At 45.3% G+C, this 26,492-nt stretch carries 24 protein-coding genes; 3 read left to right on the top strand and 21 right to left on the bottom strand.

Annotation, left to right across the window (positions count from 1 at the left end):
* Positions 1 to 36 precede the first annotated feature (36 nt).
* The 4 genes from MKS89_RS04455 to ybeD all read right to left on the bottom strand — a co-directional run bounded on the left by MKS89_RS04455 (position 37) and on the right by ybeD (position 2,694).
* Positions 37 to 369: a hypothetical protein gene (locus tag MKS89_RS04455; RefSeq protein WP_072960754.1), complete on the bottom strand. Its 333-nt coding sequence runs from the start codon at positions 367 to 369 to the stop codon at positions 37 to 39.
* A gap of 221 nt (positions 370 to 590) precedes the next feature.
* On the bottom strand, positions 591 to 1,556 hold the full coding sequence (lipA, locus tag MKS89_RS04460; RefSeq protein WP_341350716.1) for a lipoyl synthase: 966 nt from the start codon (positions 1,554 to 1,556) through the stop codon (positions 591 to 593).
* Entirely contained in the window at positions 1,553 to 2,200 is a 648-nt protein-coding gene (lipB, locus tag MKS89_RS04465; protein ID WP_072960759.1) for a lipoyl(octanoyl) transferase LipB, read from the bottom strand. The genes lipA and lipB overlap by 4 nt, the downstream gene beginning before the upstream one ends.
* A gap of 215 nt (positions 2,201 to 2,415) precedes the next feature.
* Entirely contained in the window at positions 2,416 to 2,694 is a 279-nt protein-coding gene (ybeD, locus tag MKS89_RS04470) for a DUF493 family protein YbeD (protein ID WP_072960762.1), read from the bottom strand.
* A 405-nt stretch (positions 2,695 to 3,099) separates the two neighbouring features.
* Between ybeD and MKS89_RS04475 the strand changes: the two genes are divergently transcribed.
* Positions 3,100 to 4,989: an ATP-binding protein gene (locus MKS89_RS04475; RefSeq protein WP_072960765.1), complete on the top strand. Its 1,890-nt coding sequence runs from the start codon at positions 3,100 to 3,102 to the stop codon at positions 4,987 to 4,989.
* Between the two features lie 125 nt (positions 4,990 to 5,114).
* On the opposite strand, the gene MKS89_RS04480 is transcribed toward MKS89_RS04475, so the two are convergent.
* The 9 genes from MKS89_RS04480 to leuS all read right to left on the bottom strand — a co-directional run bounded on the left by MKS89_RS04480 (position 5,115) and on the right by leuS (position 15,930).
* Positions 5,115 to 6,293 carry a serine hydrolase gene (locus MKS89_RS04480; RefSeq protein ID WP_072960768.1) on the bottom strand — a complete coding sequence of 393 codons (1,179 nt, stop codon included), beginning with the start codon at positions 6,291 to 6,293 and terminating at the stop codon, positions 5,115 to 5,117.
* 98 nt (positions 6,294 to 6,391) lie between these two features.
* Positions 6,392 to 7,186: a septal ring lytic transglycosylase RlpA family protein gene (locus MKS89_RS04485; RefSeq protein WP_072960771.1), complete on the bottom strand. Its 795-nt coding sequence runs from the start codon at positions 7,184 to 7,186 to the stop codon at positions 6,392 to 6,394.
* Complete coding sequence (rodA, locus tag MKS89_RS04490) at positions 7,186 to 8,307, bottom strand: rod shape-determining protein RodA (RefSeq protein ID WP_072960773.1); 1,122 nt, start codon at positions 8,305 to 8,307, stop codon at positions 7,186 to 7,188. The genes MKS89_RS04485 and rodA overlap by 1 nt, the downstream gene beginning before the upstream one ends.
* Positions 8,307 to 10,196 carry a penicillin-binding protein 2 gene (gene mrdA / locus MKS89_RS04495; protein WP_072960776.1) on the bottom strand — a complete coding sequence of 630 codons (1,890 nt, stop codon included), beginning with the start codon at positions 10,194 to 10,196 and terminating at the stop codon, positions 8,307 to 8,309. The genes rodA and mrdA overlap by 1 nt, the downstream gene beginning before the upstream one ends.
* A 6-nt stretch (positions 10,197 to 10,202) precedes the next feature.
* Positions 10,203 to 10,673: a 23S rRNA (pseudouridine(1915)-N(3))-methyltransferase RlmH gene (gene rlmH / locus MKS89_RS04500; RefSeq protein WP_072960779.1), complete on the bottom strand. Its 471-nt coding sequence runs from the start codon at positions 10,671 to 10,673 to the stop codon at positions 10,203 to 10,205.
* A 3-nt stretch (positions 10,674 to 10,676) separates the two neighbouring features.
* A complete protein-coding gene (gene rsfS / locus MKS89_RS04505; protein ID WP_072960782.1) occupies positions 10,677 to 10,994 on the bottom strand; it encodes a ribosome silencing factor in 318 nt (105 codons plus the stop codon).
* Positions 10,995 to 11,096: 102 nt separating this feature from the next.
* Positions 11,097 to 12,122 carry a DNA polymerase III subunit delta gene (holA, locus tag MKS89_RS04510; protein WP_072960785.1) on the bottom strand — a complete coding sequence of 342 codons (1,026 nt, stop codon included), beginning with the start codon at positions 12,120 to 12,122 and terminating at the stop codon, positions 11,097 to 11,099.
* Between the two features lie 18 nt (positions 12,123 to 12,140).
* Positions 12,141 to 12,761: an LPS-assembly lipoprotein LptE gene (locus MKS89_RS04515; protein ID WP_072960787.1), complete on the bottom strand. Its 621-nt coding sequence runs from the start codon at positions 12,759 to 12,761 to the stop codon at positions 12,141 to 12,143.
* Positions 12,762 to 13,356: 595 nt separating this feature from the next.
* Positions 13,357 to 15,930: a leucine--tRNA ligase gene (leuS, locus tag MKS89_RS04520; RefSeq protein ID WP_072960790.1), complete on the bottom strand. Its 2,574-nt coding sequence runs from the start codon at positions 15,928 to 15,930 to the stop codon at positions 13,357 to 13,359.
* Between the two features lie 122 nt (positions 15,931 to 16,052).
* Between leuS and MKS89_RS04525 the strand changes: the two genes are divergently transcribed.
* Positions 16,053 to 16,529 carry a zinc ribbon-containing protein gene (locus tag MKS89_RS04525; RefSeq protein ID WP_072960792.1) on the top strand — a complete coding sequence of 159 codons (477 nt, stop codon included), beginning with the start codon at positions 16,053 to 16,055 and terminating at the stop codon, positions 16,527 to 16,529.
* A gap of 39 nt (positions 16,530 to 16,568) precedes the next feature.
* Here MKS89_RS04525 and lnt read toward each other — a convergent pair whose 3' ends face one another.
* From lnt to miaB, 5 genes are all read right to left on the bottom strand, one after another.
* The gene (gene lnt, locus MKS89_RS04530) at positions 16,569 to 18,086 is read right to left on the bottom strand and encodes an apolipoprotein N-acyltransferase (protein WP_072960795.1); all 1,518 of its coding nucleotides are present in this window, start codon (positions 18,084 to 18,086) and stop codon (positions 16,569 to 16,571) included.
* Positions 18,087 to 18,133: 47 nt separating this feature from the next.
* The gene (corC, locus tag MKS89_RS04535; RefSeq protein WP_072960799.1) at positions 18,134 to 19,009 is read right to left on the bottom strand and encodes a CNNM family magnesium/cobalt transport protein CorC; all 876 of its coding nucleotides are present in this window, start codon (positions 19,007 to 19,009) and stop codon (positions 18,134 to 18,136) included.
* Positions 19,010 to 19,087: 78 nt separating this feature from the next.
* Positions 19,088 to 19,549 carry an rRNA maturation RNase YbeY gene (gene ybeY / locus MKS89_RS04540; RefSeq protein WP_072960802.1) on the bottom strand — a complete coding sequence of 154 codons (462 nt, stop codon included), beginning with the start codon at positions 19,547 to 19,549 and terminating at the stop codon, positions 19,088 to 19,090.
* The gene (locus MKS89_RS04545) at positions 19,546 to 20,643 is read right to left on the bottom strand and encodes a PhoH family protein (RefSeq protein WP_072960805.1); all 1,098 of its coding nucleotides are present in this window, start codon (positions 20,641 to 20,643) and stop codon (positions 19,546 to 19,548) included. Before MKS89_RS04545 ends, ybeY begins: the two co-directional genes overlap by 4 nt.
* A gap of 70 nt (positions 20,644 to 20,713) precedes the next feature.
* Positions 20,714 to 22,138, bottom strand: a complete 1,425-nt coding sequence (gene miaB / locus MKS89_RS04550) for a tRNA (N6-isopentenyl adenosine(37)-C2)-methylthiotransferase MiaB (protein WP_072960808.1) — start codon at positions 22,136 to 22,138, stop codon at positions 20,714 to 20,716.
* A gap of 296 nt (positions 22,139 to 22,434) precedes the next feature.
* On the opposite strand from miaB, the gene MKS89_RS04555 reads away from it, so the two are divergent.
* Positions 22,435 to 23,592 carry a 2-octaprenyl-3-methyl-6-methoxy-1,4-benzoquinol hydroxylase gene (locus tag MKS89_RS04555; protein ID WP_072960811.1) on the top strand — a complete coding sequence of 386 codons (1,158 nt, stop codon included), beginning with the start codon at positions 22,435 to 22,437 and terminating at the stop codon, positions 23,590 to 23,592.
* Between the two features lie 72 nt (positions 23,593 to 23,664).
* Here MKS89_RS04555 and crr read toward each other — a convergent pair whose 3' ends face one another.
* From crr to MKS89_RS04570, 3 genes are all read right to left on the bottom strand, one after another.
* Complete coding sequence (gene crr, locus MKS89_RS04560) at positions 23,665 to 24,174, bottom strand: PTS glucose transporter subunit IIA (protein WP_021019441.1); 510 nt, start codon at positions 24,172 to 24,174, stop codon at positions 23,665 to 23,667.
* Positions 24,175 to 24,277: 103 nt separating this feature from the next.
* Positions 24,278 to 26,002, bottom strand: a complete 1,725-nt coding sequence (ptsI, locus tag MKS89_RS04565; RefSeq protein WP_072960814.1) for a phosphoenolpyruvate-protein phosphotransferase PtsI — start codon at positions 26,000 to 26,002, stop codon at positions 24,278 to 24,280.
* Positions 26,003 to 26,141: 139 nt separating this feature from the next.
* Entirely contained in the window at positions 26,142 to 26,399 is a 258-nt protein-coding gene (locus MKS89_RS04570) for an HPr family phosphocarrier protein (protein ID WP_021019443.1), read from the bottom strand.
* Positions 26,400 to 26,492: the final 93 nt, after the last annotated feature.

The following is a 26,492-nucleotide window of genomic DNA, read 5'->3' on the forward strand; positions in this document are numbered from 1 at the left end:
GGCAATCGCTTGAGAACATCGCCTTCAGTAATCGGGTTAATCTTTAGAGATGCTCAGTGTTGTACCTGACTTACATTTGAATAAGTAGTATTTTTCACTTTCAGTAAATTTGCCTAACCCTTCGCCATCACAGTAATCAATATTGATCCCACGCATGACTTCGAGTGTATCTTCTGATTTGAGCGCAAATTTAGAGCCGTCGGCACAGACGATGCGAACGCGCCCTGCATTATCCAGCGAGTAGACTTTCACGTCGGTATTACAAAGTTCAAAAGACGCTTCGCGGTAGTTATCTTCTTTGGTATTTGAAGCACAACCTGCGAGTGTGAGCGCGAGTCCGACAATGCCCCAGATAGTGGCAGTTTTCATCATATATATCCTTACATCGACAGTGAATTCAAGTTGCCCTCTAGACTATAGAACAACGATCATAGATTCAATATCATGACACAAATTATGGTAATCGTTTCACATTTGCTATGCGGTGTTGTTTCTGAGCAAATCGAAAGCATGGATGTGAGTGTGACTTGTGAGAATTCGTGCTGTTGAGAGAGCACTCAGGCCGATGCAATGCACCGACCTGAGTGGGGTTATTTTACTTCAATGCCTTTGGCTTGCAGATCGGCATGATAGGATGAACGAACAAATGGACCACACGCAGCATGAGTAAAGCCCAGCTCAAGCGCAATCTCTTTCAGTTCATCAAACTCTTCCGGCGGCACATACCGTTCAACAGGCAGGTGATGGCGGCTCGGTGCCAGATATTGGCCCAAAGTCAGCATGGTCACACCATGCGCACGTAGATCTTTCAGCACTTCGACGATCTCTTCTTTGGTTTCACCCAGCCCCATCATTAGCCCAGATTTGGTTGGGATGTCCGGGTGTTGCTGTTTGAATTTTTGTAATAACTCAAGCGACCATTTGTAATTTGCACCGGGTCTGACTTTGCGGTACAAGCGGGGCGCTGTTTCCAGATTGTGATTGAATACATCTGGCGGATTATCTTGCAGGATGGTCAGTGCTGCATCCATCCGACCTCTAAAATCGGGTACCAGCGTTTCGATACGAATATCGGGGCTGAGTGCTCGAATTTCTCGGTTACAGTCGACAAAATGCTGAGCGCCACCATCACGTAGGTCATCCCGGTCAACCGAGGTGATCACAACATATCTGAGTTTCATATCGCGAATTGTCTGCGCAAGTTTGTTCGGCTCTTGTGCATCCGGTGTTAAAGGACGTCCGTGTGCGACATCGCAAAAAGGACAGCGACGCGTACAAATTGCGCCCAGAATCATAAAGGTCGCGGTGCCGTGATTAAAGCATTCTGCCAGATTGGGACAGGACGCTTCTTCACAGACTGAATGCAGATTATTTTTGCGCATGGCGGATTTAATATCCTGAATGCGCTGACTATCTGATGGCAGCTTAATCTTCATCCATTCGGGCTTACGCAGTTGTTCTTTCTGTTCGGTCGGCATGTTTTTGACCGGAATCAGTGCCATTTTGTCAGCGTCGCGGTATTTGACGCCTTTTTCCATTTGAATTGGTTTGCTCATGATATTGCTTCTGTTTTGAATTCTACATGCTCGTAACCCAGTGTTGTTACAAGCGTTGTGATGAGTTGTTCTTCGACGGTGTGCATGTCGGATGGGCCTCCGAGCTCACTGACCTGAACCATTTCCATGCCTTGATAACCACAAGGATTGATTCTTAAAAACGGTGATAAGTCCATATTGACATTCAGAGCCAGTCCATGGAAAGAGCAGCCTCTGCGAATCCGCAGCCCCAGCGAGCAGATTTTTTTATTGCCGACATACACACCGGGCGCATCGGCTCTGGCCTGTGACTGAATATCAAATGCATTCAGGGTCTCGATGACAATGTTTTCAATGTGTGTGACGAGTTCTCTGACGCCAAGCTTCTTACGTTTTAGATCGAGAAGAAAATAAACGACCAGTTGCCCGGGACCATGATAAGTGACTTGCCCACCGCGATCACTCTGGATGACGGGGATGTCTCCCGGGTTGAGAATGTGTTCTGCTTTTCCGGCTTGACCCTGCGTAAAAACAGGATGATGTTCAACCAGCCAGACTTCATCACAGGTTGTCTCTGTTCGCTGGTTGGTAAAATCGTGCATCGCTTGCCAGATAGGCTGATAGTCCTGTTGACCGAGTCGTTTGATAACGAGTTGGTTCTCCATAATATGACTCATCCGCGATAAATAAAGTGTTTGGATTATAAACTGCTTCGAGCAATGGAACTACTCAATGATGATAAAAAATGGCCGCATCTTTGGATGAGCCATTCTAACGATTTGATTAATAAGGAAAGACTGCTACCGTTATCTTTCAAAAAAAATTGAATTTTTCAAAAAATAATAGAATTTTCGGTTGTGTCTATAGCTTTCAGTCCTGTTTACAAAACCATACGTACAATATCAATCGCGCCTAACTCTTTGTAGAGTGTCTCAACCTGTTCGATCGATGTCGCAGTGATATTGATGGAAACTGAATGATAGTTTCCTTTTGCACTTGGCTTGACGGTTGGGCTGTAATCACCGGGAGCATGACGCTGGATGACCTCAAGAACCAGTTCTGGTAACTCCGGTTTTGCGTGGCCCATAACCTTGTAGGTAAATGAACAAGGAAATTCAAGCAAGTCTTTCAGTTTTGCATCTGAGTTTATTGTTAACATAAGTGCAACTCCGGCTGAGGTCGATAGATAAGGAGGGGGATCATACTGATTAATGACATGGATCTCAAGATGCACTTTTATACTCAAATTGTGTGTGTTTGTGTGGTTTCACGCAAACTTTATCAGTTTATTGAATGATTTTAGTTATATAAAGTTAGTTTATATTCTGAATGTGAATTTACTCGAATGCTACTTTAGCGAAGGGTGTGGTACTCAAGAAAAAATAAATGTATAAAGATTAATATGTTAGTGAAGTGCTATGCAGATGAGTGTGTTCGGCTGCGGTACGTCTTATATTGGGCGTATCGTTTATGCAACTGATTAGTGTGTGCTGAAACTGAATCTTGGGTTTATTCTGATAGAGATGGCATTGATTTTGTCGTGAGTTTAGTAGGTTAAGAAATAATGCAGCAGATTGCTAAAAATGCTCATCGTAAAAGGTTTCGTATTCAAGAAACGTGGAAGTTTGTCCTGTTTTGTTGTGTGTATGTCATTTCCTGTGTTTCTTTTGTGGCATATCTGTATGTCCAAGCGAAACAGTCGATTGAAGATGATCTGAATAATCGGCTCTATCATGGTGCTTTAGTGGCCGCTGCGGTTTTGGGAGAGCATTACCATGACGGATTAGTTGATAAAAATTCTAAAACTGAAGCGGAAGATTGGCATGCGATCGAGCGATTGACCGAATATAGCAGAAAGATGGATCTGACTTATATTTATACGGTGATTGAGCGGGGCGGACAGGCGGTTCTCGTATCATCCAGCGCATCTGAAGATGAGTTGAAAAATAATACTTATGTCCGCTTTTTCGATCCCTATCCTGATGCCAGTCACCAATTACTCACCGCATTACATGAAGATCGTATTATCTGGGCGGATTATGATGACCATTGGGGCGACTTTCGTGCTGTTTTCGTCCCGATGCGATCCGCAGATGGCTCGCGCTACATCGCTGCGGCCGAGATGTCGATGAGAGAGTATTACGCACACCAAAAGGCAGAGGAAGGTGAGACCCGCCTTCGATTGGCTGGGTTTTCTATTTTTCTCTTCATTAATTTCAGTATCTTAGTCGGGGGGTATTTAACGTATATCCGACATAACTTGATGCAGTTGCGCCGCAGTACCGCTGCGCTACAAGCGGCCAGGAAAGCTGCTGAGTCTGCCAATCGGGCCAAAAGTAAGTTTGTCGCGGTGATGAGTCATGAAATCCGAACACCGTTGAATGGTATTCTTGGTGCCACCGAACTTCTGAGCCATTCTCGTCTGGATACCAAACAGCAGGAGTTTCTCAATATTATTGAGTCTGGCGGGAGTTCATTACTGGCGATTGTGAATGATATCCTTGATCTGTCGAAAATTGAGGCAGATAAAATTACCTTCGAGCCTGACAACTTCGAGCTGCGCCCACTCATATCGACCGTGATTGATTTAATTCGTCCACAACTGAAATCGTCAGAGATTCGACTGAGTTACGAGATCAGCGACGCTGTGACTCAATACATCCGAAGCGACTCTAAAAAACTGCAACAGATTTTGATTAATTTGTTAGGGAATGCAGCTAAGTTTACTTACCACGGTGAGATTCGCCTCAGCGTGAATTTAACCCGTGATGATCGTGAGCCTCGTCTTGTCTTTAAGATTAAGGATTCAGGCATAGGCATTGAACAAGAACATCTGAAACGTCTGTTCCAGCCTTTCATGCAAGTCGGCTCTCATATGGGCGGCACGGGGTTAGGCCTCTCGATTTGTAAAAGTTTTGTTGAAATGATGGGGGGAGATATTCAGGTCGAAAGTATGCCCGGACTCGGTGCGACATTTTGGTTTGATATTCCCTATCAGGTGGTAGAGCAGGGCGGTGACCCATCCGTTAAAAACAGACAATCGATCCAGCAGTGTACGCCGCTGAATATTTTGGTGGTCGATGATAGTTCACTGAATCAGTCACTAGCACGATTTATGTTGGAGAAATTAGGTCACCGGGTTTATACCATCGAAGATGGTACTCAAGTGCTGAAGACAGTACGAAACAGTAGTTATGATGTGATTTTAATGGATATCTACATGAGCAAGATGAACGGGATGGAAGCCACACGTGAAATTCGCTGTCAGGTTGATATGAAGCAGCCTTATATTGTCGCTTACACGGCTAACACCAGTGAAGAAGATATTGAGCAGTATAAAACCTGTGGAATGGATGATGTGCTGCCGAAACCCGCACAGCTTAAAGATATCGAAAGAGTTTTGCGTCGTGAGTCGCTCCACTGGCCAAAACGGACAGCAGAACAAGAGACATAATCGGCAAGCCGTGTATAAGATTGGATGGATTGTTTGATAACACGAAGAGCTTAGTGACAAAAAAGCCTGACATTGTGTCAGGCTTTTTTCTTGAGCGTGATTTTTACATCACGCGATAGTCAGGGTTAGAATAATCCTTTAAATAACAAGACGATGTAATCCCATAGACGACTGAAAATGCCACCTTTGTTGACATCTTCCAGTGCGATTAATGGATATTGGGCAACATCTTTACCTTCCAGCTGATAGTACAGTTTACCGACGACATCACCTTTTTTAATCGGTGCTTCCAGTGCTTTCTCCAAGACAAAACTGGCTTTCAGGTTTTTCGCTTGTCCTCTTGGTAACGTGACATAGGTATCTTTATCAACACCCAGTGCAACGGTGTCTTTGTTACCCATCCAGATACGCTCATTGATAAACGTTTCTCCGGCTTTATGTGGTGCGACAGTTTCAAAGAAGCGGAAGCCATAGCTGAGCAGCTTTTTACTTTCTGACTTCCGAGCATTCGCACTTTTCGTACCCATGACTACAGCGATTAAACGCATGTTGCCTTCTGTCGCTGAGCTGACAAGGCTGTAACCTGCATGGCTAGTGTGACCCGTCTTAATACCATCAACGTTCATGCTCTTATCCCAGAGCAGGCCGTTACGGTTATATTGGGTAATGCCGTTATAAGTGAATTTCTTTTCAGAATAGAGTTTATATTCGTTCGGCACGTCACGAATCAGTGCTTGCGCCAAAATTGCCATATCATAAGGCGTTGAATAGTGATTGCTGTGGTCCAGTCCGTGTACGTTCTCAAAATGAGTATTCTTCATACCGATGGTGTTGGCCCAAGCATTCATCAAATCGACAAACGCATCTTCGGAACCCGCGACATGCTCAGCCATCGCCACACAAGCATCATTACCGGATTGGATGATGATACCGCGGTTTAAGTCTTTCACTTTCACGGTCGTTCCAACTTCGATGAACATTTTGGAAGAGTCCGGAAAGTTTTTCGCCCATGCGTTTTTACTGATAACTACATCGTCATCTGGAGAGATGTTGCCACGGGCCAGTTCTTGACCGATGACATAACTGGTCATCATTTTGGTCAAACTGGCTGGGGGGAGTTTGGTGTTCATCTCTTTTTCTGCGAGGATTTTACCTGAATGATAATCCATCAGAACATAGCCTCGGGCTGCAATTTGAGGTGCATCCGGAACCACTATCGGAGAGGCTGAAGCAGTGAATGTAAATATTGCCGCTAAGGCAATAAAAGGGGTAGAAATCGACTTTAAAAATATTTTTTTATTCATGATAAATGCAGAATTTTACGATTAGTTATACGTATCTTAACAGAAACTCATTTTCTCAAGCCAGACCCAAAGGGCGATTCGGCCAGATTTTCCGGTATTTATTGTATCTGCCGGTGCTTCCTGATAAAGGCGGTGCTGTAGCCCAGCTGTTTCACCTGTTCCAGCGTTTGTTGCGTCTGGGAATAGTCATGAAACGGTCCGAGAAAAACCCGATGACTACCGTTCAGGCTGTCGATATAGCTGGTCACAGATAACTTCTGACTCAAATCTTGCGATAAAGTTCGGGTTCTTTCCAAATGTGTTGAAGAAGAAACTTGAATGACATAGTCAGATTGGTGTTTTTTAGGGGGAGCCGCCGCTGTCACAGTTGGGCGGTCATAAGTGAGTACCTCTATTTTGACTGGGGCTGTGCCTGTTCGGATGACGTCAAGCTTGTATGCCGCGGCATAGCTTAAATCGATGATTCTTCCGGTGTGGAAAGGTCCGCGGTCATTGACGCGAACAATCGCCGTTTTCCCATTATTCATGTTTGTGATCCTGACATAGCTGGGAATCGGCAACGTTTTATGGGCTGCGGTCATGGAGTACATGTCATAAATCTCACCATTGGAGGTTTGATGACCATGGAACTTTTTACCGTACCAAGAGGCAAGCCCTTGTTCCTTAAAGCCCTTTGGATTTTTGATGATATGGTACTTTTTCCCTCGAACAGTATAGTCTTTGTTTCCGCCAAGACTATAAGATTCGTATTTGGGGTGGGCATCCTCGATATTATCAACGGAAATGGGTTGTCTGGGAGCCACATCATCACGGATATCATAACGGCTGGAAGAGCTACAGCCAGCCATAAACAGAAGGATTGCGCTATAATATAGAAGCAGTCGAATGCTCATCAGATTGCCTTTGAAAATGCTTTTCGGTGAGTATGAATTGACATCAGGATGCCAAAGCCTGCCATGAGCGTTACCATGGATGTCCCACCATAACTGATTAATGGTAGCGGAACGCCAACAACAGGTAAAATTCCACTCACCATACCAATATTGACAAACACATAGACAAAAAAGCTGAGCACAATACTCCCCGCCATCATTTTACCGAAAGCGGTCTGGGCATTACTGGCCAGATAAAGACCTCGCCCGATAATAAACAGGTAAACTGAGAGCAAAGCAACAATGCCAACCAGCCCCCATTCTTCGGCAATCACGGCGAAAATAAAATCAGTATGGCGTTCTGGCAGAAATTCAAGTTGTGACTGAGTCCCATGTAGCCAGCCTTTGCCCAGAATACCACCGGAGCCAATAGCAATCTTGCTCTGGATAATATGATAGCCGGCGCCTAATGGGTCAGATTCGGGATTGAATAATGTTCGCACACGCACTTTTTGGTATTCACGCATTAAAAAGAACCACAGAATCGGCACAAAAGCTCCTGCGGCAAATAGTGCAGCAAAGATGAAACGCCAACTGATGCCCGCGAGGAAAATGACAAAGATACCGGAAGCTGCAATCAGAATCGATGTCCCTAAGTCGGGTTGTTTTGCGATGAGAATCGTCGGGACTAAGACCATAACCAGAGATACACAGAGGGTCTTAAATGACGGCGGGAGCGGATGTTTACCGATATATCGGGCGACCATCAGCGGGACGGCTAATTTAAGTAATTCTGAAGGCTGAAAACGGATCACACCGATATCGAGCCAGCGTTGCGCACCTTTTGATACTTCTCCTGCAATCAGAACACCGACAAGGAGTAGCACCCCACAGAAAAACAGAAATGGTGCCAAAGATTCATAACTTCGGGGCGATAACTGAGCAAGGCCAACCATGATGGTGAGCGCCAAGACCATCCGCATCGCTTGGCGCTCCATCATTGCCATATTTTGGCCACTGGCACTATACATCACTACCAATCCAAACCCCATAACCAGCAGTAGACCGAGTAACAGAGGAAGATCAATGTGCAAACGTTCAAAGAATGCCCGACTTTGGCCTGTAGATGGATCGAATTCCATTAGTTTTTCTTCTCTTGTTGGTCTTCATCTAGAATAATGTGATCGAATATTTTTCGCACGACGGGAGCACCATGACTGGAGCCGCCTCCCGCATTTTCCAATACGATAGTGACAATGGCTTTCGGATTATCGACGGGGGCAAATCCAGTGAATAGTGCATGGTCGCGCAAGTGTTCTGCAAGATCGTCTGCATTATATTCTTCTCCTTCCGCGAGGCCGAAAACCTGAGCTGTCCCTGACTTACCGGCACTTTTATACTTGAGATGCTTGAATGCATGACGTGCCGTTCCGCGAGGACCATGATTGACCAGATACATGCCATTGATTGCGATGTCCCAGTATTTCTCCGGTACGCCGGTAATCGGCGGATAGGTTTCAACTTCTGCCATTTGTCGCTTGCTAAAAGGTTCTCCATTTTCAATGGTAGCCCGGAGGAAATGTGGTGCCAGTACCTTACCATGGTGGACTAAGACCGATATCGCTTTCGTGATTTGCATCGGCGTTGCTGTCCAATAGCCCTGACCGATCCCAACGGGAATCGTGTCTCCCTGATACCAAGGGGTTCGGTGGCGAGCCATTTTCCACTCTCTGGTCGGCATATTGGCTTTACTTTCTTCGAAGATATCAATGCCGGTATATTCGCCGTAACCGAACATTTTCATCCAGCGAGACAGGCGATCGATACCCATATCGTAAGCGACTTGATAGAAAAATGTATCAACGGATTCTTCCAATGCTTTGGTGATGTTGACTTTACCATGTCCCCATCGGAGCCAATCCCGGAAAGGTTTGGTTTTTGAATTGGGAATTCGCCAGTATCCCGGATCATTGCGAGTGGTGTGTGGGGTGATGACCCCTTCTTGCAATGCAGAGACGGCAATTAATGGTTTGACAGTCGATGCCGGTGGGTAGATACCTAATGTGGCACGATTGACCAGAGGATGGTCTTTATCACTCAACAGGGCCCGATAAGCTTTGCTGGTGATACCGTGGACAAAGGCATTTGGGTCATAGCTTGGGCTGGAAACCATTGCCAGTACGCCATTGTCTTTCGGATCAAGGACGACCGCTGAGCCTCTTTTGCCATCAAGCAAATGATAAACGTAACGCTGTAAGTTGATATCTATATTCAGGACCAGATCTTTGCCCGGCACTGGCGGTACATATTTGAGGGTACGGATGACACGTCCACGGCTGTTGACTTCAACTTCCTGATATCCCGGCATGCCATGTAGAATATCTTCGTAATAGCGTTCGATACCCAACTTACCGATGTCACGGGTTGCCTGATAGTTCGCCTCTTTTGCTTCTCGTTTCAGGCGTTCGATATCGTGGTCATTGATTCGGGAAACATAGCCGATCACATGGGTCAGCATTTTACCGAAAGGGTAATAACGTTTCAGACGTGCTGTGACAGCAACTCCCGGGTATTTGTATTGATTCACTGAAAACTTAGCAACTTCTTCCGGTGTCAATTGCGTCAGAATCGGCACCGAATTGAAGCGTCGGGTTTGACGTAATTCTTTGTGGAAAGCCGCGACTTGTTCCGGCGTAATATCAATGAGTTGTCTTAACCGCTGAATCGTCGCATCCATGTTATCGACTTGTTCCGGTGTAATTTCCAAATCAAAGATAGGGCGATTCTCTGCCAGTAAGACCCCATTGCGATCATAAATCAACCCGCGGTTTGGGGCGATCGGGACAATTTTAATCCGATTATCGTTAGAGCGGGTTCTGTAATCCTGAAATTGCACGACCTGAAGGGTATACAAGTTTGCAATTAACACCCCAACCAGAACGATAATCGCTAAAAACGAAATGATAGCCCTGTTGCGAAACAGATTGTCTTCTGACTTGTAGTCTCGGATCTGACTGCGTTTGCGAAGCATCTCGTATTATTCTCGATGATAAGGATGGTTGGTGGTGACACTCCAGGCACGGTATAAGCTTTCAGCCATCACAATACGGACTAAAGGGTGAGGGAGCGTGAGTGGTGATAAAGACCAGCTTTGTTCCGCGGCTTGTTTGCAGGCCGGTGATAACCCTTCGGGTCCACCAATTAAGATGGAGACATTACGGGCATCTAATTTCCAGCTTTCCATCTGTTGTGCCAGTTGATGGGTGTCCCAGCGTTTTCCCGGAATATCGAGTGTGACAATACGATGTCCTTTCGGTATTGCCGCGAGCATCGCTTCCCCTTCTTTATCGAGTATTCTAGGGATATCTGCATTTTTACCCCGTTTTCCGGCGGGGATCTCAACAAGCTCTAAAGGCATATCATGCGGGAAGCGACGTTGATATTCATTGAACCCCTGTTCAACCCATTGGGGCATTTTGGTACCCACGGCAACTAGCTGAATCTTCACGCTTTAGCTCCAGAGTTTTTCAAGCTGATAGAGTGATCGCTGTTCTTCTTGCATGACGTGCAACATCGATGTTCCCATATCCAGAACGACCCATTCTCCTTCTGAGTCACCTTCCATTCCCAAAGGAGACATGCCTAATTTTTTGGCTTCGCTGGCGACATGATTGGCAATCGATGACACGTGACGTTTTGATGTTCCGGTGCAGATCACCATGTAGTCGGTGACACTGGACTTTCCGGTGACATGAAGAGCTGTGATATTTTCAGCTTTCATATCATCTGCTTTATCCACTAAAAAATTTTTCAGTTCTTCGTATTGCAATGAAATTTCCTCTAACTTTATCTCTACTTTCTAACGACTTATTTTTATCAGCAGATTTGAATCACAGATGTTTTTCAAACCTGTTTAAAGTATATCATGCTTTTAATCAGGCAAAGCGGGCGTCAAACCGGCTTGGGTAAATTGTAAGCTAAACGCTTGAAGTAATGGCCATGGATTGATGTCGTAGCGTGTTTTGACCGAGAGTTCAATATGACTCAAGGTGTGGATCAGCATGTATAGTTTGTTCGCACTGAGTCGGTTGAGTGCATTCACATAAAGTGAGCGCTTATTTTTCCAAATGCGATGTTTATCCATCAGTGCATGTAGCGATGCGTCTTGCTGCTCGGCATGAAGGATGGTTAGCAAGCGTAATTCTTTCTGGACTGAACGTAACAGTAATACGGGTTCAGTGCCTTCGGCCTCGAGCTGACGCAAAATGCGCTGGCAACGGTTGGATTTTCCGTCCAGTAAAGCATCCGTCCAGTTATAGACAGTAAAATGATTATGTCGGGACAGCGAAGCTTCGACTCGGATCAGTGTCAGTTGGCCATCAGGGTAGAGTAGCGCCAGTTTCTCCAGACTCTGAGCAAGAGCCAGCAGGTTTCCTTCGTGCCATTGTGCCAACATCTGTAACGCTTCCGGGTCGGGAACGAGTTTCAGTTTCCGACAACGCTGCATAACAAATTGTGGCAGGCGGTTGAGATCCGGTGTCAGGCAGTTTACTAAACAGCCTTGTGTGGCTAAGGCTTTAAACCATTTAGTGTTTTCCTGCGCTTTGGTGAGTTTATTGCCAATCACCACCAAAATCGTATCCGGATGCAACATCTCTCCCAGCGCAAGTAACTGTCCCGTTAACTGAGCATTCATATTACCGTCAGGAAGGGTTAACTCGACCAATTGTTGGTTTGAAAACAGACTAAATGCCTGAAAATGGTCAAAGACCTGGTGCCAGTCCAGTGTATTGTCCGCCTGATAACGGTAGATTTCAGTAAAACCTTGCGCTTTGGCTTTTTGGGCAATCGAAAGCCGGGACTCTTGCAATAATAACGGTTCATTTCCGAAGAGGAGATAAACTGGCATCAACTGATGTTGAAGATGTTCCGGCAATTTTTCCGCAAATATACGCATCAAAATCTCAGTCCAACTCTATTGGCTTATTGTGTGTTGATCCGTTGAAACCTCAGTGGTTGACACATGACTATGGCTATCACTCTGCTCAGACATGTTGTGTTGCCGCGAACGCTCTGAACGTTTAGATAAAGTCAGGTCTGGTTTTAAACGCGCCATGAGACGGATAATCTGAGATGAAGCCAGTTGACGCATCTCATCAATAAGCATGGCACTTTCCATTGACTTTGCCAAAGCCGTGAGCGGGTTGTCCAGATAACTACGGGTAACCGTCGTTGTGAACGTTTTGGTACCCACATCGGGAACTGTAACTCGGAACGTCGCATTGAGTGTCAGCTCTTTTTCCGCTGCGATCGTATTCTGATAAATAGACAGTGTTCTTGATGAAATCGCTTCGCTGACGAGATGTAAGTTAGGAATGTCTTCAGCCGGTTCAACGATCTCAATTTCATTCAGTCTCAGTCGGTTTTTGACGATTCGGGTAAACTGACTGTATTGATCGTAACTGGTTACCGATAGTTTATCTAACGCTTCCGGCACATCATAATCTCCCCGTAAATGAAAACCGCAGGCCGTCAACGAGATTGTCAACAGTGTCAGGAAAATATGTCGTAGTAATGAGGGATGAAGTGAACGCATTCGAATCCTATTTTAATCTATTGAACAGAGATAGTTCCAGATCATCACACCGTGTGACAAACCATCGATGATGGGAAATATCCTGTCCTTAAATCACTAGGGGCTGTTGACCTTTCGTGATGGTTTTTGCAGCAATTTGTCGCTCATTTAGTCAAGGCAGGTCATGTGAAGTGTAGCGATCTACATGAACCATGACCTAACGCTGGATAAATGAGCGACAAATGCTGCCCAGAGGGTTCATCTGAACGTGTCTTGCTCTTTGTTACGGGTCATTTGCTTAGGATAGCTAAGCGGCATGCCCCGCGCCGCGATCAATACCTGTTCAGATTGAACAAAATTCAACCATGAAAGGTCAACAGCCCCTAGAGTCAGTAAACATTATCAACATCTGTCTACTGACTCCTATTTAGTGATTGAGTTCATCACAATTCAAGATGTAACGTTATTTTTTGAGTAACGCACCATCTTTTTAGTACGATCTTGTCACTCACGCACTATTCGCATTTGCAAACATGTCGGTGTTGTTAACAGACACATTCATTTATAACATGCAATCTGTCGTTAACGTACAGTCTGTCGTTAACATACAATCCAATTAGTTTGCCACAATGCTCAGTAACTTACCCGGAACATAGATCACTTTCCGGATCGTCAGACCATCGGTAAATTTCTGAACATTTTCGTCTTGCAGTCCCAAGCTTTCCACTTGCTCTTGGGGAGCATCTGCTGCAACGGTCAGTTTACCACGCACCTTACCATTGACTTGCAAAACAATCAGTTTTTCATCTTCGACCAGCGCTTTTTCATCGTAGGTTGGCCAAGGGGCATGATCGAGATCCGAGTTCCCTAAGGCTTGCCACAGTTCGAAGCAGATATGCGGTGTAATTGGCGACAGCATCACCACAATCGCTTTGAGAGCTTCATCCAGTATGGCGCGATCCTGAGGATTTTCCTGAGGCGCTTTGCCCAATTTGTTCATTAATTCCATAATCGCGGCTATCGCGGTATTGAACGTTTGACGGCGTTCAATATCGTCGGTGACTTTCGCGATGGTCTTATGAACTTCTCGACGGAGTGCTTTTTGTTCGTTATTCAGTGATTGCGGTTCAACGACAGGTGCTTCACCTTGAGTGGTGTGCTCAAGTACCAGTTTCCAGACACGTTTCAAAAAGCGGTTTGCGCCTTCAACGCCTGATTCCTGCCATTCCAACGTCATATCCGCAGGGGAGGCAAACATCATAAACAGTCGGACCGTATCCGCACCGTATTTATCAACCATTTCCTGAGGGTCGATACCGTTATTTTTCGATTTCGACATTTTGACCATGCCGGAATGCGCGACCTGACGCCCTTTTGCATCGATGGCAGAGGTGATACGTCCTTTGCCGTCCCGCTCAATTTTTACTTCAGTTGGTGAAACCCATTCTTTGCCACCTTTTTCATTCTGGTAGCTGAATGCGTCGGCCAAAACCATACCTTGGCACAACAACTTCTTGAATGGCTCATCTGAAGAGATGTAACCGGCATCACGAAGGAGTTTATGGAAGAAACGTGAATAAAGCAGGTGCATACATGCGTGTTCAATGCCGCCCACATACTGATCGACAGGGAGCCAATAGTTGGCTTGCTCGGGATCTACGATTTGATCGGCTTGCGGTGAACAGTAGCGAGCGTAATACCATGATGATTCCATAAAGGTATCGAAAGTATCGGTTTCACGCAGAGCCGGTTGACCGTTATAAGTCGTTTCAGCCCATGTTTTGTCTGCTTTAATCGGGCTGGTGACCCCATCCATTACGACATCTTCCGGGAGCCGTACGGGTAATTGGTCGGCCGGTACTGAGTGAACTTCACCGTCTTGCGTGGTGACCATCGGGATTGGTGCACCCCAGTAGCGTTGGCGGGAAACCCCCCAATCGCGCAAACGGAAATTAACGGTCTTGTGTCCTTTGCCTTCTGATTCGAGTTTGGCGGCAATGGCATCCAGTGCTTGGTCGAAGTTCAGACCATCAAACTCACCGGAATTGCACAAGATACCTTTTTCTGTATAGGCTGCTTCAGCAATATCAAAGGAACTTCCGTCTGCTGGTTGAATGACTGGTTGAATCTCTAGCCCATATTTGGTTGCAAATTCAAAGTCTCGCTGGTCATGTGCAGGAACAGCCATGACAGCACCTGTGCCGTAATCCATCAGAACAAAATTGGCAATGTAGACCGGCACTTCACGTCCATTGAGTGGGTGAATGGCTTTCAGGCCCGTATCGATGCCTTTCTTCTCCATTGTTGCCAATTCGGCTTCGGCGACTTTGTTATTTTTACACGCTTCAATAAATTGTTCGATTTCCGGACTATTTTGCGCAGCAATGGCCGCCAGCGGATGGCCTGCTGCGATACCGACATAAGTCACTCCCATCAATGTATCCGGACGAGTGGTGTAGACTTCCAGTGCGCCGTAGTTCGGAACGTCAAACTGTAATTCAACCCCTTCGGAACGACCAATCCAGTTACGCTGCATGGTTTTAACCATTTCCGGCCAGCCGTCCAGTGTATCCAAGTCGTCCAGAAGTTCTTGAGCGTAAGCGGTGATTTTAATAAACCATTGCGGGATTTCTTTCTGTTCGACGGGGGTATCACAACGCCAACAACAGCCGTTTTCGACCTGTTCGTTGGCCAGAACCGTTTGGTCGGTCGGACACCAGTTCACGGAAGAGGTTTTTTTGTAGACTAAGCCTTTTTCATACAACTTGGTAAAGAACTCTTGTTCCCAGCGATAGTATTCGGGGCGGCAAGTTGCAAACTCCCGGTTCCAGTCATAACCGAATCCCAGCAGTTTCAACTGGTTTTTCATGTATTCGATATTTTCATAGGTCCATGGTGCCGGCGCAGTTTTATTTTTGACTGCTGCATTTTCAGCCGGAAGACCGAATGCATCCCACCCAATGGGCTGCATGACATTTTTACCTTGCAGGCGTTGAAAGCGGGAAATCACATCACCGATCGTATAATTACGTACGTGTCCCATGTGCAGTCGGCCACTTGGGTACGGAAACATAGATAAACAGTAAAATTTTTCTCTGCTAGGATCTTCTGTAACAGTAAAGGTTTTGCTACTTTCCCAATACGCTTGAACTTTGGGCTCAATTTCTTGTGGATTATATTGTTCTTGCATCGATGATGTCCGATTATCTTGGAATTTGTGAGTTCAGTTAGAACAGGTACGAATAGATCGCCATAGAATACCTAAAGCGAGAGTACACAACAATAGTCAATCTAGTTTGGAAGAGGTTTGTCATGTCAAAACATAAATCGGGATATGAAACTCTGTTACAAGAGGTGGTTGAAACCGTACAACAGAGTCCGGAAGGGCTACAGCATGCAATCGAAACATCGGAAAAAGTGGTTCAGGCTGCGTCTGATATGACTAAAGATGAATTGGCACTGATCTCTGCTTATATGAAAGCCGATTTGCATGAGTTTGCTGAACATTATGAGGAAAGCAAAAGTGGCCCTTTTTCAGTGATGATTTCTAACTCGATCTGGGAGGCTTTGGCATCGATTACGGATCGAACGGCTTTAGAATGGGCGGAACTGCATCACGAACTGGATCATCAAGGGACGTATAAAGCGGGTGATGTGATTGGCCTTGGTGTACTGGTTTGTGAACGGTGTGGTCATAAAATGGAATATAACCACCCGACAGAAATTATCCCTTGTATGAACTGCGGCCATGATCAGTTCAGCCGGGTTTCTTTTCACTCAAAGTCGTGACAGAAAGGCTGAACTTTGTCACCCGCTCACGTTATATCGTTACTGATCACGAGAGCGGGTGAGGATAAATCCTAAGCATAAACTGAACGCTATCCAGCCATAAAGTGGCCACGAGCCTAACATGCGATAAGGCGTCTTCCCCTGGGTTGGTGTCAGCGTTGCTTTGAGAACACCGGCTTCAAATTGCGGCAACCGATGGGTGATTTTCCCCCGATAGTCAGTGATGGCTGTCACGCCATTATTGGTTGAACGAATGAGGGGGATTCCCAGTTCAAGTGCCCGCATCCTCGCTATTTCCATATGTTGAAGTGGGCCGATCGAGCGTCCAAACCAAGCATCGTTTGACAAGGTCAGCAGAAAGTCAGTCTGATCGGTGACATTTTCTCGGATCTGTTCGTTAAATACGATTTCATAGCAAAGTGCTGCCACGAAGAAGCGGTCATTGGCTTGAATATTCGGCTGAATATAGGGTCCCGGAGAAAATGAAGACATCGGAAGATTGAACAGTGGAGCCAGTGGTCGTAGCCACTGTTCAAAAGGAACAAATTCGCCAAATGGCAGCAGATGATGTTTCTTATATTTGGGTCTGTTGACACTTTGGTATACGGGCGTTCCCTGACCGAGCGCAAGAATACTGTTATAGAATGTGTGATTATCGGGTCTGGTTAATATCCCCGTGAGTAGTGCTGAGTGATTTTTTCGGGCGAGTTCATCCAGAGAGCTCAGATACGTCGGTAATTCATGTTCAAAGGCTGGAATCGCGGCTTCCGGCCAGATGATAATATCTGCATCCCAATTCTCTTGCGTGTAATCTGCATATTTCATCAGCGTTGGCCATCGTTCACTGGGACGCCATTTGAGTGCTTGATCAATATTGCCTTGAACAAGCGCAACGGTAGTTTGACGCTCAGGTTGTGGTGAGACCCAGTGAACCCAATTGAGGCTAGCTGCAATTCCGTAAATACCGAATGGAACAAGCAGGGCGAGCCATTGCCGCTGCAAGGTGAGGTATGCCATTGCGGCAGAGATCAAAGCTATCGCGAGTGTGATCAGTTCGACGCCTCCGATAGGTGCATAATTTGCTAAAGGCGTATCGATTTGGCTATATCCGAGCCAGAGCCACGGAAACCCGGTAAAGACCCATCCCCGTAACCATTCGTTCACCAGCCAAAGTGCAGGGACTACTAATAGATAGCGGATTGCAGACTCTCGAGGAAAATAGCGGTTCAGGGTGTAACCGAACAAGGCCGGATAAAGAGCCAGATAAGCAGAGAGTAACCCCATCAGTAGGATACTGACCACTTTAGGCACACCGCCAAACGTATCAATGCTGACGTGAATCCAATAGACCCCGTGACCGAAGAACCCGAGTCCCCAAAGTAGCCCTAGCAGGAAAGCTTGTTTCGCTGAGCGCCGATATAAGAGAAGAAATAAAAAATACAGAGAGAGGAATGCTAACGGCCACCATGCGTAGGGCGCAAAAGCAAATGACCCGATGGCGCCAGAAAAAACGGCCATGAATGGCCGCATAAAACGAGAATAGTTTGGATTAGACATTAGTTATTATTATTGAACTCGGTAGAGAATGGTTACCGGTTATATTACTATTCTTGAAACTCTTCTGAAATGGTTTCAACGTCAGGAATTGTCACTTGTAGTTGAACAACACGTCGGTTATCTGCACTGGTCACTTTAAATTGATAGTCAGACAATTGCACCACTTCGCCCCGTTCAGGGAGATGACCGAATGCTGTCATCACCAGCCCACCAACGGTATCCACTTCTTCATCACTGAATTTGGTACCGAATGTCTGATTAAAGTCTTCAATCGTCGTCAGTGCATTGATGGAGAAAGTGTGTTTGCTTAGTTTACGGATATCCTGTTGTTCTTCATCATCGGTTTCATCTTCGATATCTCCAACGATTTCTTCCAGTATATCCTCGATGGTAACAAGCCCGGACACACCACCAAATTCATCGACAACAATCGCCATGTGGTAGCGTTCTTCTCGGAACTCTTTCAATAACCGATCGACTCGTTTACTTTCGGGAACGACAACAGCAGGACGGATAACTTCATCAATATGAAATGGTGTACATGTTGAACCGAGATATTTGAGCAGATCTTTTGCCAGCAAGATACCATCAACATGGTCTTTATCTTCACTGATGATAGGATACCGTGAGTGTTGGGCATCGGTGATGAGAGTGATGAGTTTGTCGAGAGATGCGTCTCTGTCAATCGTCACCATCTGAGATCGGGGTATCATAATATCCCGAACTCGCATTTCAGAAATTTGAATGACCCCTTCCAACATATCTTTCGTATCGTGATCGATCAGGTCATTGATTTCCGAATCCCGGATAACTTCTACCAATTCCTGTCGATCTTTGGGGTCGCCCTGAAAAAGCTGACCTAAACGTCCGAAAAAGGACTTCTTACTCGGACCTTCAGAATTCTGCGAATTGTCTTCGTTCATTGTTACTCTATTCAGTCACGCTATCAGACGTGTGATAGCACACATCGTAGAACAGGGGCGTGTTGATTATCTGTTCTACTATTTCTCTGTTAAATATGGGTCTTGATAGCCCAATTTCAACATGATTTCTGTTTCGAGTGACTCCATTTCTACAGCTTCGTCATCGTCGATATGATCATAACCTAACAGATGAAGGCTACCATGTACAACCATATGCGCCCAATGAGCGAGCAACGGTTTATGCTGTTCATCGGCTTCTTGTTCGACAACTTCGAGGCAAATCACCAGATCGCCTAACAGATCCAATGTGACACCCGGTGGTGCTTCAAACGGAAATGACAATACATTGGTCGGTTTGTCTTTTCCACGATATTGAGAGTTTAGTTGCTGACTTTCCACATGGTCAACAATTCGAATGGTGACTTCTGCTTGTGTCTGAAAAGGGGAGACAGCCGCTGTGAGCCAGCGAGAAAAATTCTCTTCAGAGGGAATATTTTCCGGATGTTCTACGGCAACTTGTAAATCGAGCACAATACTCATGATTGATCAGACTCCGGTACGGTTGGAGAAGTGTTTTGTTGCTCTTCGGCTGCGCGGTTTTGTTGCGTTTCCCGGCGTCTTTTTTCGTACTCTTTGCGCTCTCTTTGATCTTGTGTTTCCCATTTTTCATAAGCATTGATAATCCGGGCAACAACCGGATGACGAACGACATCATCTGCTTGGAAGAAATTGAAGCTGATTTCATTGACTTCATTCAGAACTTCTACTGCGTGACGGAGTCCTGATTTGGCACCACGAGGCAAGTCAATCTGAGTCACATCACCAGTGATGACCGCTCTTGAATTGAAACCGATACGGGTCAAAAACATTTTCATCTGCTCGACCGTAGTATTCTGACTTTCATCCAAGATAATAAATGCATCATTGAGTGTCCGGCCTCGCATATAGGCGAGAGGAGCGACTTCAATCACGTTTCTCTCAATCAGTTTTTCAACTCGTTCAAAACCCAGCATTTCAAACAGCGCATCGTACAGTGGACGAAGGTAAGGATCGACTTTTTGACTGAGATCGCCCGGGAGGAATCCGAGTTTCTCACCCGCTTCAACGGCTGGACGTGTCAACAGAATACGACGAATTTCTTGGCGTTCGAGTGCATCAACGGCAGCGGCTACGGCAAGATATGTTTTTCCTGTTCCGGCAGGTCCGACCCCGAAAGTAATATCATGTGTCACCATGTTCATCAGATATTGCGCCTGATTCGGTGTTCTGGGTTTAATCATCCCTTTCTTCGTTTTGACGAAGACTTCTTTCCCGTGCTCAAAGGAAGGTTCAGCATGCTGTTCCAGAATACCGGACTCTTTGATGGCAAGGTGAATTTGTTCCGGTTCAATATCCGGAATTTGTCCTCTGACCGGCGCCGTATTCACATAAAGCGTTTTGAGAATATCGATAGCTGCCGTTGTGGTATGCGGTTTACCGACGACGGTGAACTGGTGGTTGCGGTAATTAATTTCAACGCCCAGACGACGTTCAAGCTGCTTGATATTATCGTCAAACGGGCCACACAGACTTGCAAGGCGACGGTTATCGGATGGTTCCAGACTGATTTCCAGTGTGATAATTTTATTACTCAATGTGACCTCTCATGATGCCATCCTCGGGTTTCCGATTTTGACCGGAAACCGGATGGAGAATAGTTCGAGACTAAGGGGTAAATGTAGCAACTCCCAGTTCATTTTCTCGACGTGTCTTCTGGATTATTTCCAGCGGGGAAGTAACCACGCGTAGATCCATTTCCTGCTCGGTACGAATCAGTTCACCGCGCAGAGAGTTCGGGAAAACATCCACAATCTTGACATCTACAAACTGACCGATCAGGTCTGCTGATCCTTCAAAATTCACAACACGATTGTTTTCTGTTCTACCCCGTAATTCCATCAAATTCTTTTTCGATGGCCCTTCAACCAGAATACGTTGCTCGGTATCTAACATCAGACGTGAGTAGCGCATTGCCTGACTATTAATGGTTTGCTGTAATTCATACAGACGCTCTTTCTTCACGGCCTCGCTCAAATCGCAAGGATAATCTGCTGCCGGTGTACCCGGGCGAGGAGAGAAGATAAAGCTGAAACTCATATCAAAGTCTACATCTCGAATCAGTTTCATCGTGTCTTGGAAATCTTTATCCGATTCACCGGGGAAGCCGACAATAAAATCAGAACTGATTTGAATATTCGGACGTGCTTTACGTAGTTTACGAATGATCGATTTATATTCAATGGCCGTATGTGGGCGTTTCATCATTGTCAAAATACGATCAGACCCGCTTTGTACCGGGAGATGCAGGAAGCTGACCAATTCCGGAGTATCTTCGTAAACCGCAATAATATCGTCGGTGAATTCCAACGGGTGGCTGGTCGTGAAACGGATTCGGTCAATACCATCAATCGATGCAACCAACCGTAATAGATCTGCAAATGAGCATATCTCACCATCATACGTGGCGCCACGGTACGCATTGACGTTCTGGCCGAGCAAATTGACTTCGCGAACGCCTTGTTCGGCAAGTTGCGCAATTTCATACAGCACATCATCCATTGGACGGCTGACTTCTTCACCACGCGTATATGGCACCACACAGTAAGTGCAGTATTTTGAACAACCTTCCATGATGGAAACATAGGCAGTTGCGCCATCAGCCCGAGGTTCCGGCAGACTGTCGAATTTTTCAATTTCTGGGAAGGAAATGTCCATGACGGGCATTTCATCAGATTGAGACTGCTTAATCATTTCCGGCAGGCGATGTAGCGTTTGTGGTCCAAAGATCACATCAACGAATGGTGCCCGTTCACGGATATGGTCACCTTCTTGAGTGGCGACGCAACCACCGACGCCAATGACAACACCCGGTTTATTATCCTTTAAATTTTTCCAGCGACCTAATTGATGGAATACCTTTTCTTGCGCTTTTTCTCGGATTGAACAGGTATTCAATAGTAGGACATCTGCTTCCTCTGGTTCTTCTGTTAACTCATAGCCACTTGCTGCGTTGAGTAGGTCGGCCATTTTGGATGAATCATATTCATTCATTTGGCAACCCCAGGTTTTAATTAGCAGTTTCTTACTCATCTCACTTTCGCTCGTTTTGTCTGTCTGAATGCTTTGGGGCTCATGCCCCTAGTATATACTGAAAATTACCGTACTGACGGTAAGCGGCGTATTGTACTGTTTTCAAAACCTGCTGACCAGTGTTTAACACTGATCACAATATACAATGAAACGGCAATCAGAGGTTTGATGTTATTTATTGTTAAATCATTGGCAATATCTTTGTCTGACTAAGTGAATGAGACAAAATTAGTTCTCAAGATGACAGTGAGCCCGTACAATCACGGGGTCAAAATTAGTCATAAGTAGTCAGCATTATGGAAATATATCAAGTTGCTGTTGTCGGTGGTGGCATGGTCGGTGCCGCTTTAGCCTTGGGGTTGGCACAGCAGGGTAAAAAAGTTGTTTTACTGGAAAGCCATCAGCCACAGCCTTTTGATGCGATTCAACCCATGGATGTTCGGGTCTCTGCTATCTCGATGGCTTCGGTCAAACTGCTTGAATCATTGGGTGTGTGGCAACATATTGAGTTGATGCGAGTGTGTCCCTACCGTCGCCTTGAAACATGGGAATCTGTTGAATGCAGAACCAGTTTTGATGCACATGATATCGGGTTGGAGCAGTTAGGTTATATGGTTGAAAATCGTATTATCCAGCTTGGTATATGGCAGGCATTTCAGCAACATCCTAATTTAACGGTGAAGTGTCCGAGCCGCTTACAAAAGATTGAGTTCGGTGAGCAGGAGAATTGTTTACACCTAGATGAAGAGCCGATGATTTGTGCTCAGTGGGTTGTTGGTGCCGATGGTGCTCATTCTCAGGTGCGTGATTTCGCTCGTATCGGGGTCACCGCATGGGATTATCGTCAACACTGTATGTTGATTCATGTAAAGACCGAACAGCCACAACAGGACGTGACTTGGCAACGCTTTTATCCATCAGGTCCGCGTTCATTTTTACCATTAAGTGGGCATCAGGCTTCGCTCGTCTGGTACGATTCACCCCAGAAAATTCGCCAATTGAGTCAGTTATCTTCAACACAACTGGCGCAACAAATTCAAGCACATTTCCCCCCAGAGCTTGGAGAGGTCGATGTGGTTCAGCATGGGTCATTTGCTTTGACTCGGCGCCATGCACATCAATATGTTGCCAAACGTTGTGTTTTGATTGGTGATGCGGCTCATACGATTCATCCGCTTGCCGGACAAGGTGTGAATCTCGGTTTTAAAGATGTGAAGTGTTTGCTCAAGCAGCTTTCAGAATCAAGTAAGCTCGACGAAAGTGCTTTTGTCCGTTACGAACAGCGTAGAAGACCGGATAATTTACTGATGCAAACAGGAATGGATGTATTTTATAAAACTTTCAGTAACGACCATACACCAGTAAAAGTCGTCAGGAATGTTGCCTTAAAATTGGCAAATCATTCCGGGATGCTTAAAAAACAAGTGTTACGTTATGCGATTGGTCTGTCATAAAAGGTAGAATATAAAAAACGCTGCTTTTGGGGCAGCGTTTAATGAATAAACATTCTCACGATGTGATTGTGTTTATTTGGTCACTCGTAGTACAGGCGTTTCACCAACAACAACTGAACCAGAGAGTTTGTTCAGTTCTTTGATTTCATCCATGTTGGAGATCACAACCGGTGTTAGCGTTGATTTTGCTTTTTCTTCTAGAAGTGCAAGATCAAATTCAATCACAGTGTCACCTGCTTTAACAGGTTGACCTTCTTCTGCGATACGCTTGAAACCTTCGCCTTTCAGCTCAACCGTGTCGATACCGAAGTGAACGAATAACTCGACACCATCTTCTGATTCAATAGAAAATGCATGATTTGTTTCGAAGATTTTACCAATTGTGCCGTTTACAGGAGCAACCATCTTGTCTCCAGATGGTTTGATAGCAATGCCATCTCCAACGATCTTTTCAGCAAAAACGACATCAGGCACATCTTCAATATTGACGATTTCACCAGATAACGGTGCAATAATATCAATTGCGCCTGTGTCAGCACTGTCGTCAGATACTAACTTTTTAAGTTTGTCAAACAGCCCCATTGTGTCAGCTCCTAAAGTTTGAATTTATTCTTTCGGGTTATAGTATACTAATGATATGCAGTAGGCGACCACTTTTGTGCACCCACTGCAAATGCTTATATCATTATTGTGACTTTTCTGAGATAAACTTCGCTACACAAGCATCAATTTCTTCTGCTGTAGGGAAAGATAGTGCTTCCTCCGCCATCGCTTTGACTGCTTGAAAGTCTACTTCTCGAATCACTTTTTTCACTTTCGGGATAGAGATTCCGCTCATTGAGAATTCATCAAGTCCCATACCCAAAAGAAGTAATGTTGCCCGTTCATCCCCGGCAAGTTCACCACACATCCCGGTCCATTTACCTTCTGCGTGAGAAGCATCAATGACTTGCTTAATCACATTCAGCACTGCTGGAGAGAGTGGATTATATAAGTGAGAAATCATTTCATTACCACGGTCAACCGCCAGCGTATATTGGGTCAGGTCGTTTGTACCGATAGAGAAAAATGACACTTCTTTTGCCAGATGGTGAGCAATTGCTGCTGCTGCCGGTGTTTCTACCATGACACCAACTTCAATCGATTCATCGAAATCATGACCATCTTCACGCAGTTCAGCTTTGTAGGTTTCAATCGCGTCTTTTAATTCACGAATTTCTTCGACAGAAATAATCATCGGGAACATGATGCGCAGCTTACCATGAGCTGATGCACGCAAGATCGCACGAAGCTGGTCACGCAAGATTTCGCGACGGTCCAGACTGATTCGAATTGCACGCCAGCCGAGAAATGGGTTCATTTCTTTTGGCAAATCCATATATGGCAAATCTTTATCGCCACCGATATCCATGGTACGAATAATGACGGGCTCGCCCTGCATTTCTTCGGCCACTTCTTTATAAGCTTCGTACTGTTCTTGCTCGGTCGGCAGAGAGGTACGATCCATAAACAGGAATTCAGTACGATACAGACCGACACCTTCACCACCGTTACGCATCACACCGTCACAATCTTTCACGGTACCGATGTTACCGCAGACTTCAACACGGTGTCCGTCAATGGTTTCCGCAGGTAAATCTTTCAGTTTAGCCAGCTCTTCTTTTTCAGCAAAGAACGTTTCACGAACGCTTTTTGCTTCAGCGAGTTCATCTTCTGAAGGATTAATGATGATTTTATTGTTGATCGCATCTAAAACGAGGGTGTCACCATTTTTTACATGGTTGGTAATATCATTGGTACCAACAATAGCAGGCAGCTCAAGAGAGCGGGCCATAATCGATGTATGGGATGTCCGGCCACCGATGTCTGTTACAAAACCTAATACATACTCAAGGTTAATTTGTGCTGTTTCTGAAGGTGTCAGATCGTAGGCAACAAGAATGACTTGTTCATTGATTGCACTCAGGTTGACGATATGGATACCTAATGCATTTTTTACAAAGCGGCTACCGATATCACGAATGTCTGTCGCACGCTCTTTCAGGTATTCGTCATCTAATGATTCCAGAGCCGCAGCCTGTTCTTCAATGACGGTATGAATTGCGTTGTCAGCATGGAGCTTATCTTTTTTGATGAGGGCTAAAATTTCTTCTTCCAGCTCTTCATCTTCAAGCAGCATGATGTGGCCTTCGAAAATAGCTTCTTTTTCTTCGCCAAATGTCTCAAGCGCTTTCTGTTTAATGACTTCTAACTGCGTTTTTGATTTATCGCGTGCGTCGTAGAATCGTTGTACCTCAGTGTCTACTTGCGCGTCTGAGATAGTGTTGGTGTTAAGGACGATTTCGTCTTCTTGAAGTAGTAATGCTTTACCGATAGCAATACCAGGAGATGCTAGGATGCCTGAAATCATAGCCATACCTTAAACTGGTCAAATTTATTGAGAGATTACAAAACTAAATGCTAACGATATTGTTAGCATTTGTCATATATCATGAACAAAAGCCATTCTACAATGATAGTAGAATGGCTTCAAAATTCAGTGCTTCGAATTATTCAAGGTGATCCATCAAAGCAACTAAGTGATCAACCGCTTGTTTCGCTTGAGCACCTTCGGCAGAGATGGTAACAACAGTACCTTTGACAAGGCCGAGTGTTTGTAGTTTGAATAGGCTTTTCGCACTGGCACTTTTTCCGTTTGAAGTGACGGTGATTTCAGCATCAAATTCTTTTGCTTCTTTCACGAACTGTGCAGCAGGACGAGTGTGAAGGCCGTTTTCAGCAGTGATTTCTACTTGCTTCTCGTACATTGTATATACCCCAATTTAATTTATTTTTTTCTTAGTTTAGAACCAAATGAAGCTTAGCTGTTGTCACCTCATTACGCTAGTTTGCGATACGGG

Source organism: Vibrio gazogenes, from assembly GCF_023920225.1.
Classification (GTDB): domain Bacteria; phylum Pseudomonadota; class Gammaproteobacteria; order Enterobacterales; family Vibrionaceae; genus Vibrio; species Vibrio gazogenes.

Bases quoted from the DNA above. Each gene is read 5' to 3' on its own strand.
- MKS89_RS04455 (WP_072960754.1), bottom strand. From the start codon at position 369: ATGAAAACTGCCACTATCTGGGGCATTGTCGGACTCGCGCTCACACTC.
- lipA (WP_341350716.1), bottom strand. From the start codon at position 1,556: ATGAGCAAACCAATTCAAATGGAAAAAGGCGTCAAATACCGCGACGCT.
- lipB (WP_072960759.1), bottom strand. From the start codon at position 2,200: ATGGAGAACCAACTCGTTATCAAACGACTCGGTCAACAGGACTATCAG.
- ybeD (WP_072960762.1), bottom strand. From the start codon at position 2,694: ATGTTAACAATAAACTCAGATGCAAAACTGAAAGACTTGCTTGAATTT.
- MKS89_RS04475 (WP_072960765.1), top strand. From the start codon at position 3,100: ATGCAGCAGATTGCTAAAAATGCTCATCGTAAAAGGTTTCGTATTCAA.
- MKS89_RS04480 (WP_072960768.1), bottom strand. From the start codon at position 6,293: ATGAATAAAAAAATATTTTTAAAGTCGATTTCTACCCCTTTTATTGCC.
- MKS89_RS04485 (WP_072960771.1), bottom strand. From the start codon at position 7,186: ATGAGCATTCGACTGCTTCTATATTATAGCGCAATCCTTCTGTTTATG.
- rodA (WP_072960773.1), bottom strand. From the start codon at position 8,307: ATGGAATTCGATCCATCTACAGGCCAAAGTCGGGCATTCTTTGAACGT.
- mrdA (WP_072960776.1), bottom strand. From the start codon at position 10,196: ATGCTTCGCAAACGCAGTCAGATCCGAGACTACAAGTCAGAAGACAAT.
- holA (WP_072960785.1), bottom strand. From the start codon at position 12,122: ATGCGTATATTTGCGGAAAAATTGCCGGAACATCTTCAACATCAGTTG.
- MKS89_RS04515 (WP_072960787.1), bottom strand. From the start codon at position 12,761: ATGCGTTCACTTCATCCCTCATTACTACGACATATTTTCCTGACACTG.
- leuS (WP_072960790.1), bottom strand. From the start codon at position 15,930: ATGCAAGAACAATATAATCCACAAGAAATTGAGCCCAAAGTTCAAGCG.
- MKS89_RS04525 (WP_072960792.1), top strand. From the start codon at position 16,053: ATGTCAAAACATAAATCGGGATATGAAACTCTGTTACAAGAGGTGGTT.
- lnt (WP_072960795.1), bottom strand. From the start codon at position 18,086: ATGTCTAATCCAAACTATTCTCGTTTTATGCGGCCATTCATGGCCGTT.
- corC (WP_072960799.1), bottom strand. From the start codon at position 19,009: ATGAACGAAGACAATTCGCAGAATTCTGAAGGTCCGAGTAAGAAGTCC.
- ybeY (WP_072960802.1), bottom strand. From the start codon at position 19,549: ATGAGTATTGTGCTCGATTTACAAGTTGCCGTAGAACATCCGGAAAAT.
- miaB (WP_072960808.1), bottom strand. From the start codon at position 22,138: ATGAGTAAGAAACTGCTAATTAAAACCTGGGGTTGCCAAATGAATGAA.
- MKS89_RS04555 (WP_072960811.1), top strand. From the start codon at position 22,435: ATGGAAATATATCAAGTTGCTGTTGTCGGTGGTGGCATGGTCGGTGCC.
- crr (WP_021019441.1), bottom strand. From the start codon at position 24,174: ATGGGGCTGTTTGACAAACTTAAAAAGTTAGTATCTGACGACAGTGCT.
- ptsI (WP_072960814.1), bottom strand. From the start codon at position 26,002: ATGATTTCAGGCATCCTAGCATCTCCTGGTATTGCTATCGGTAAAGCA.
- MKS89_RS04570 (WP_021019443.1), bottom strand. From the start codon at position 26,399: ATGTACGAGAAGCAAGTAGAAATCACTGCTGAAAACGGCCTTCACACT.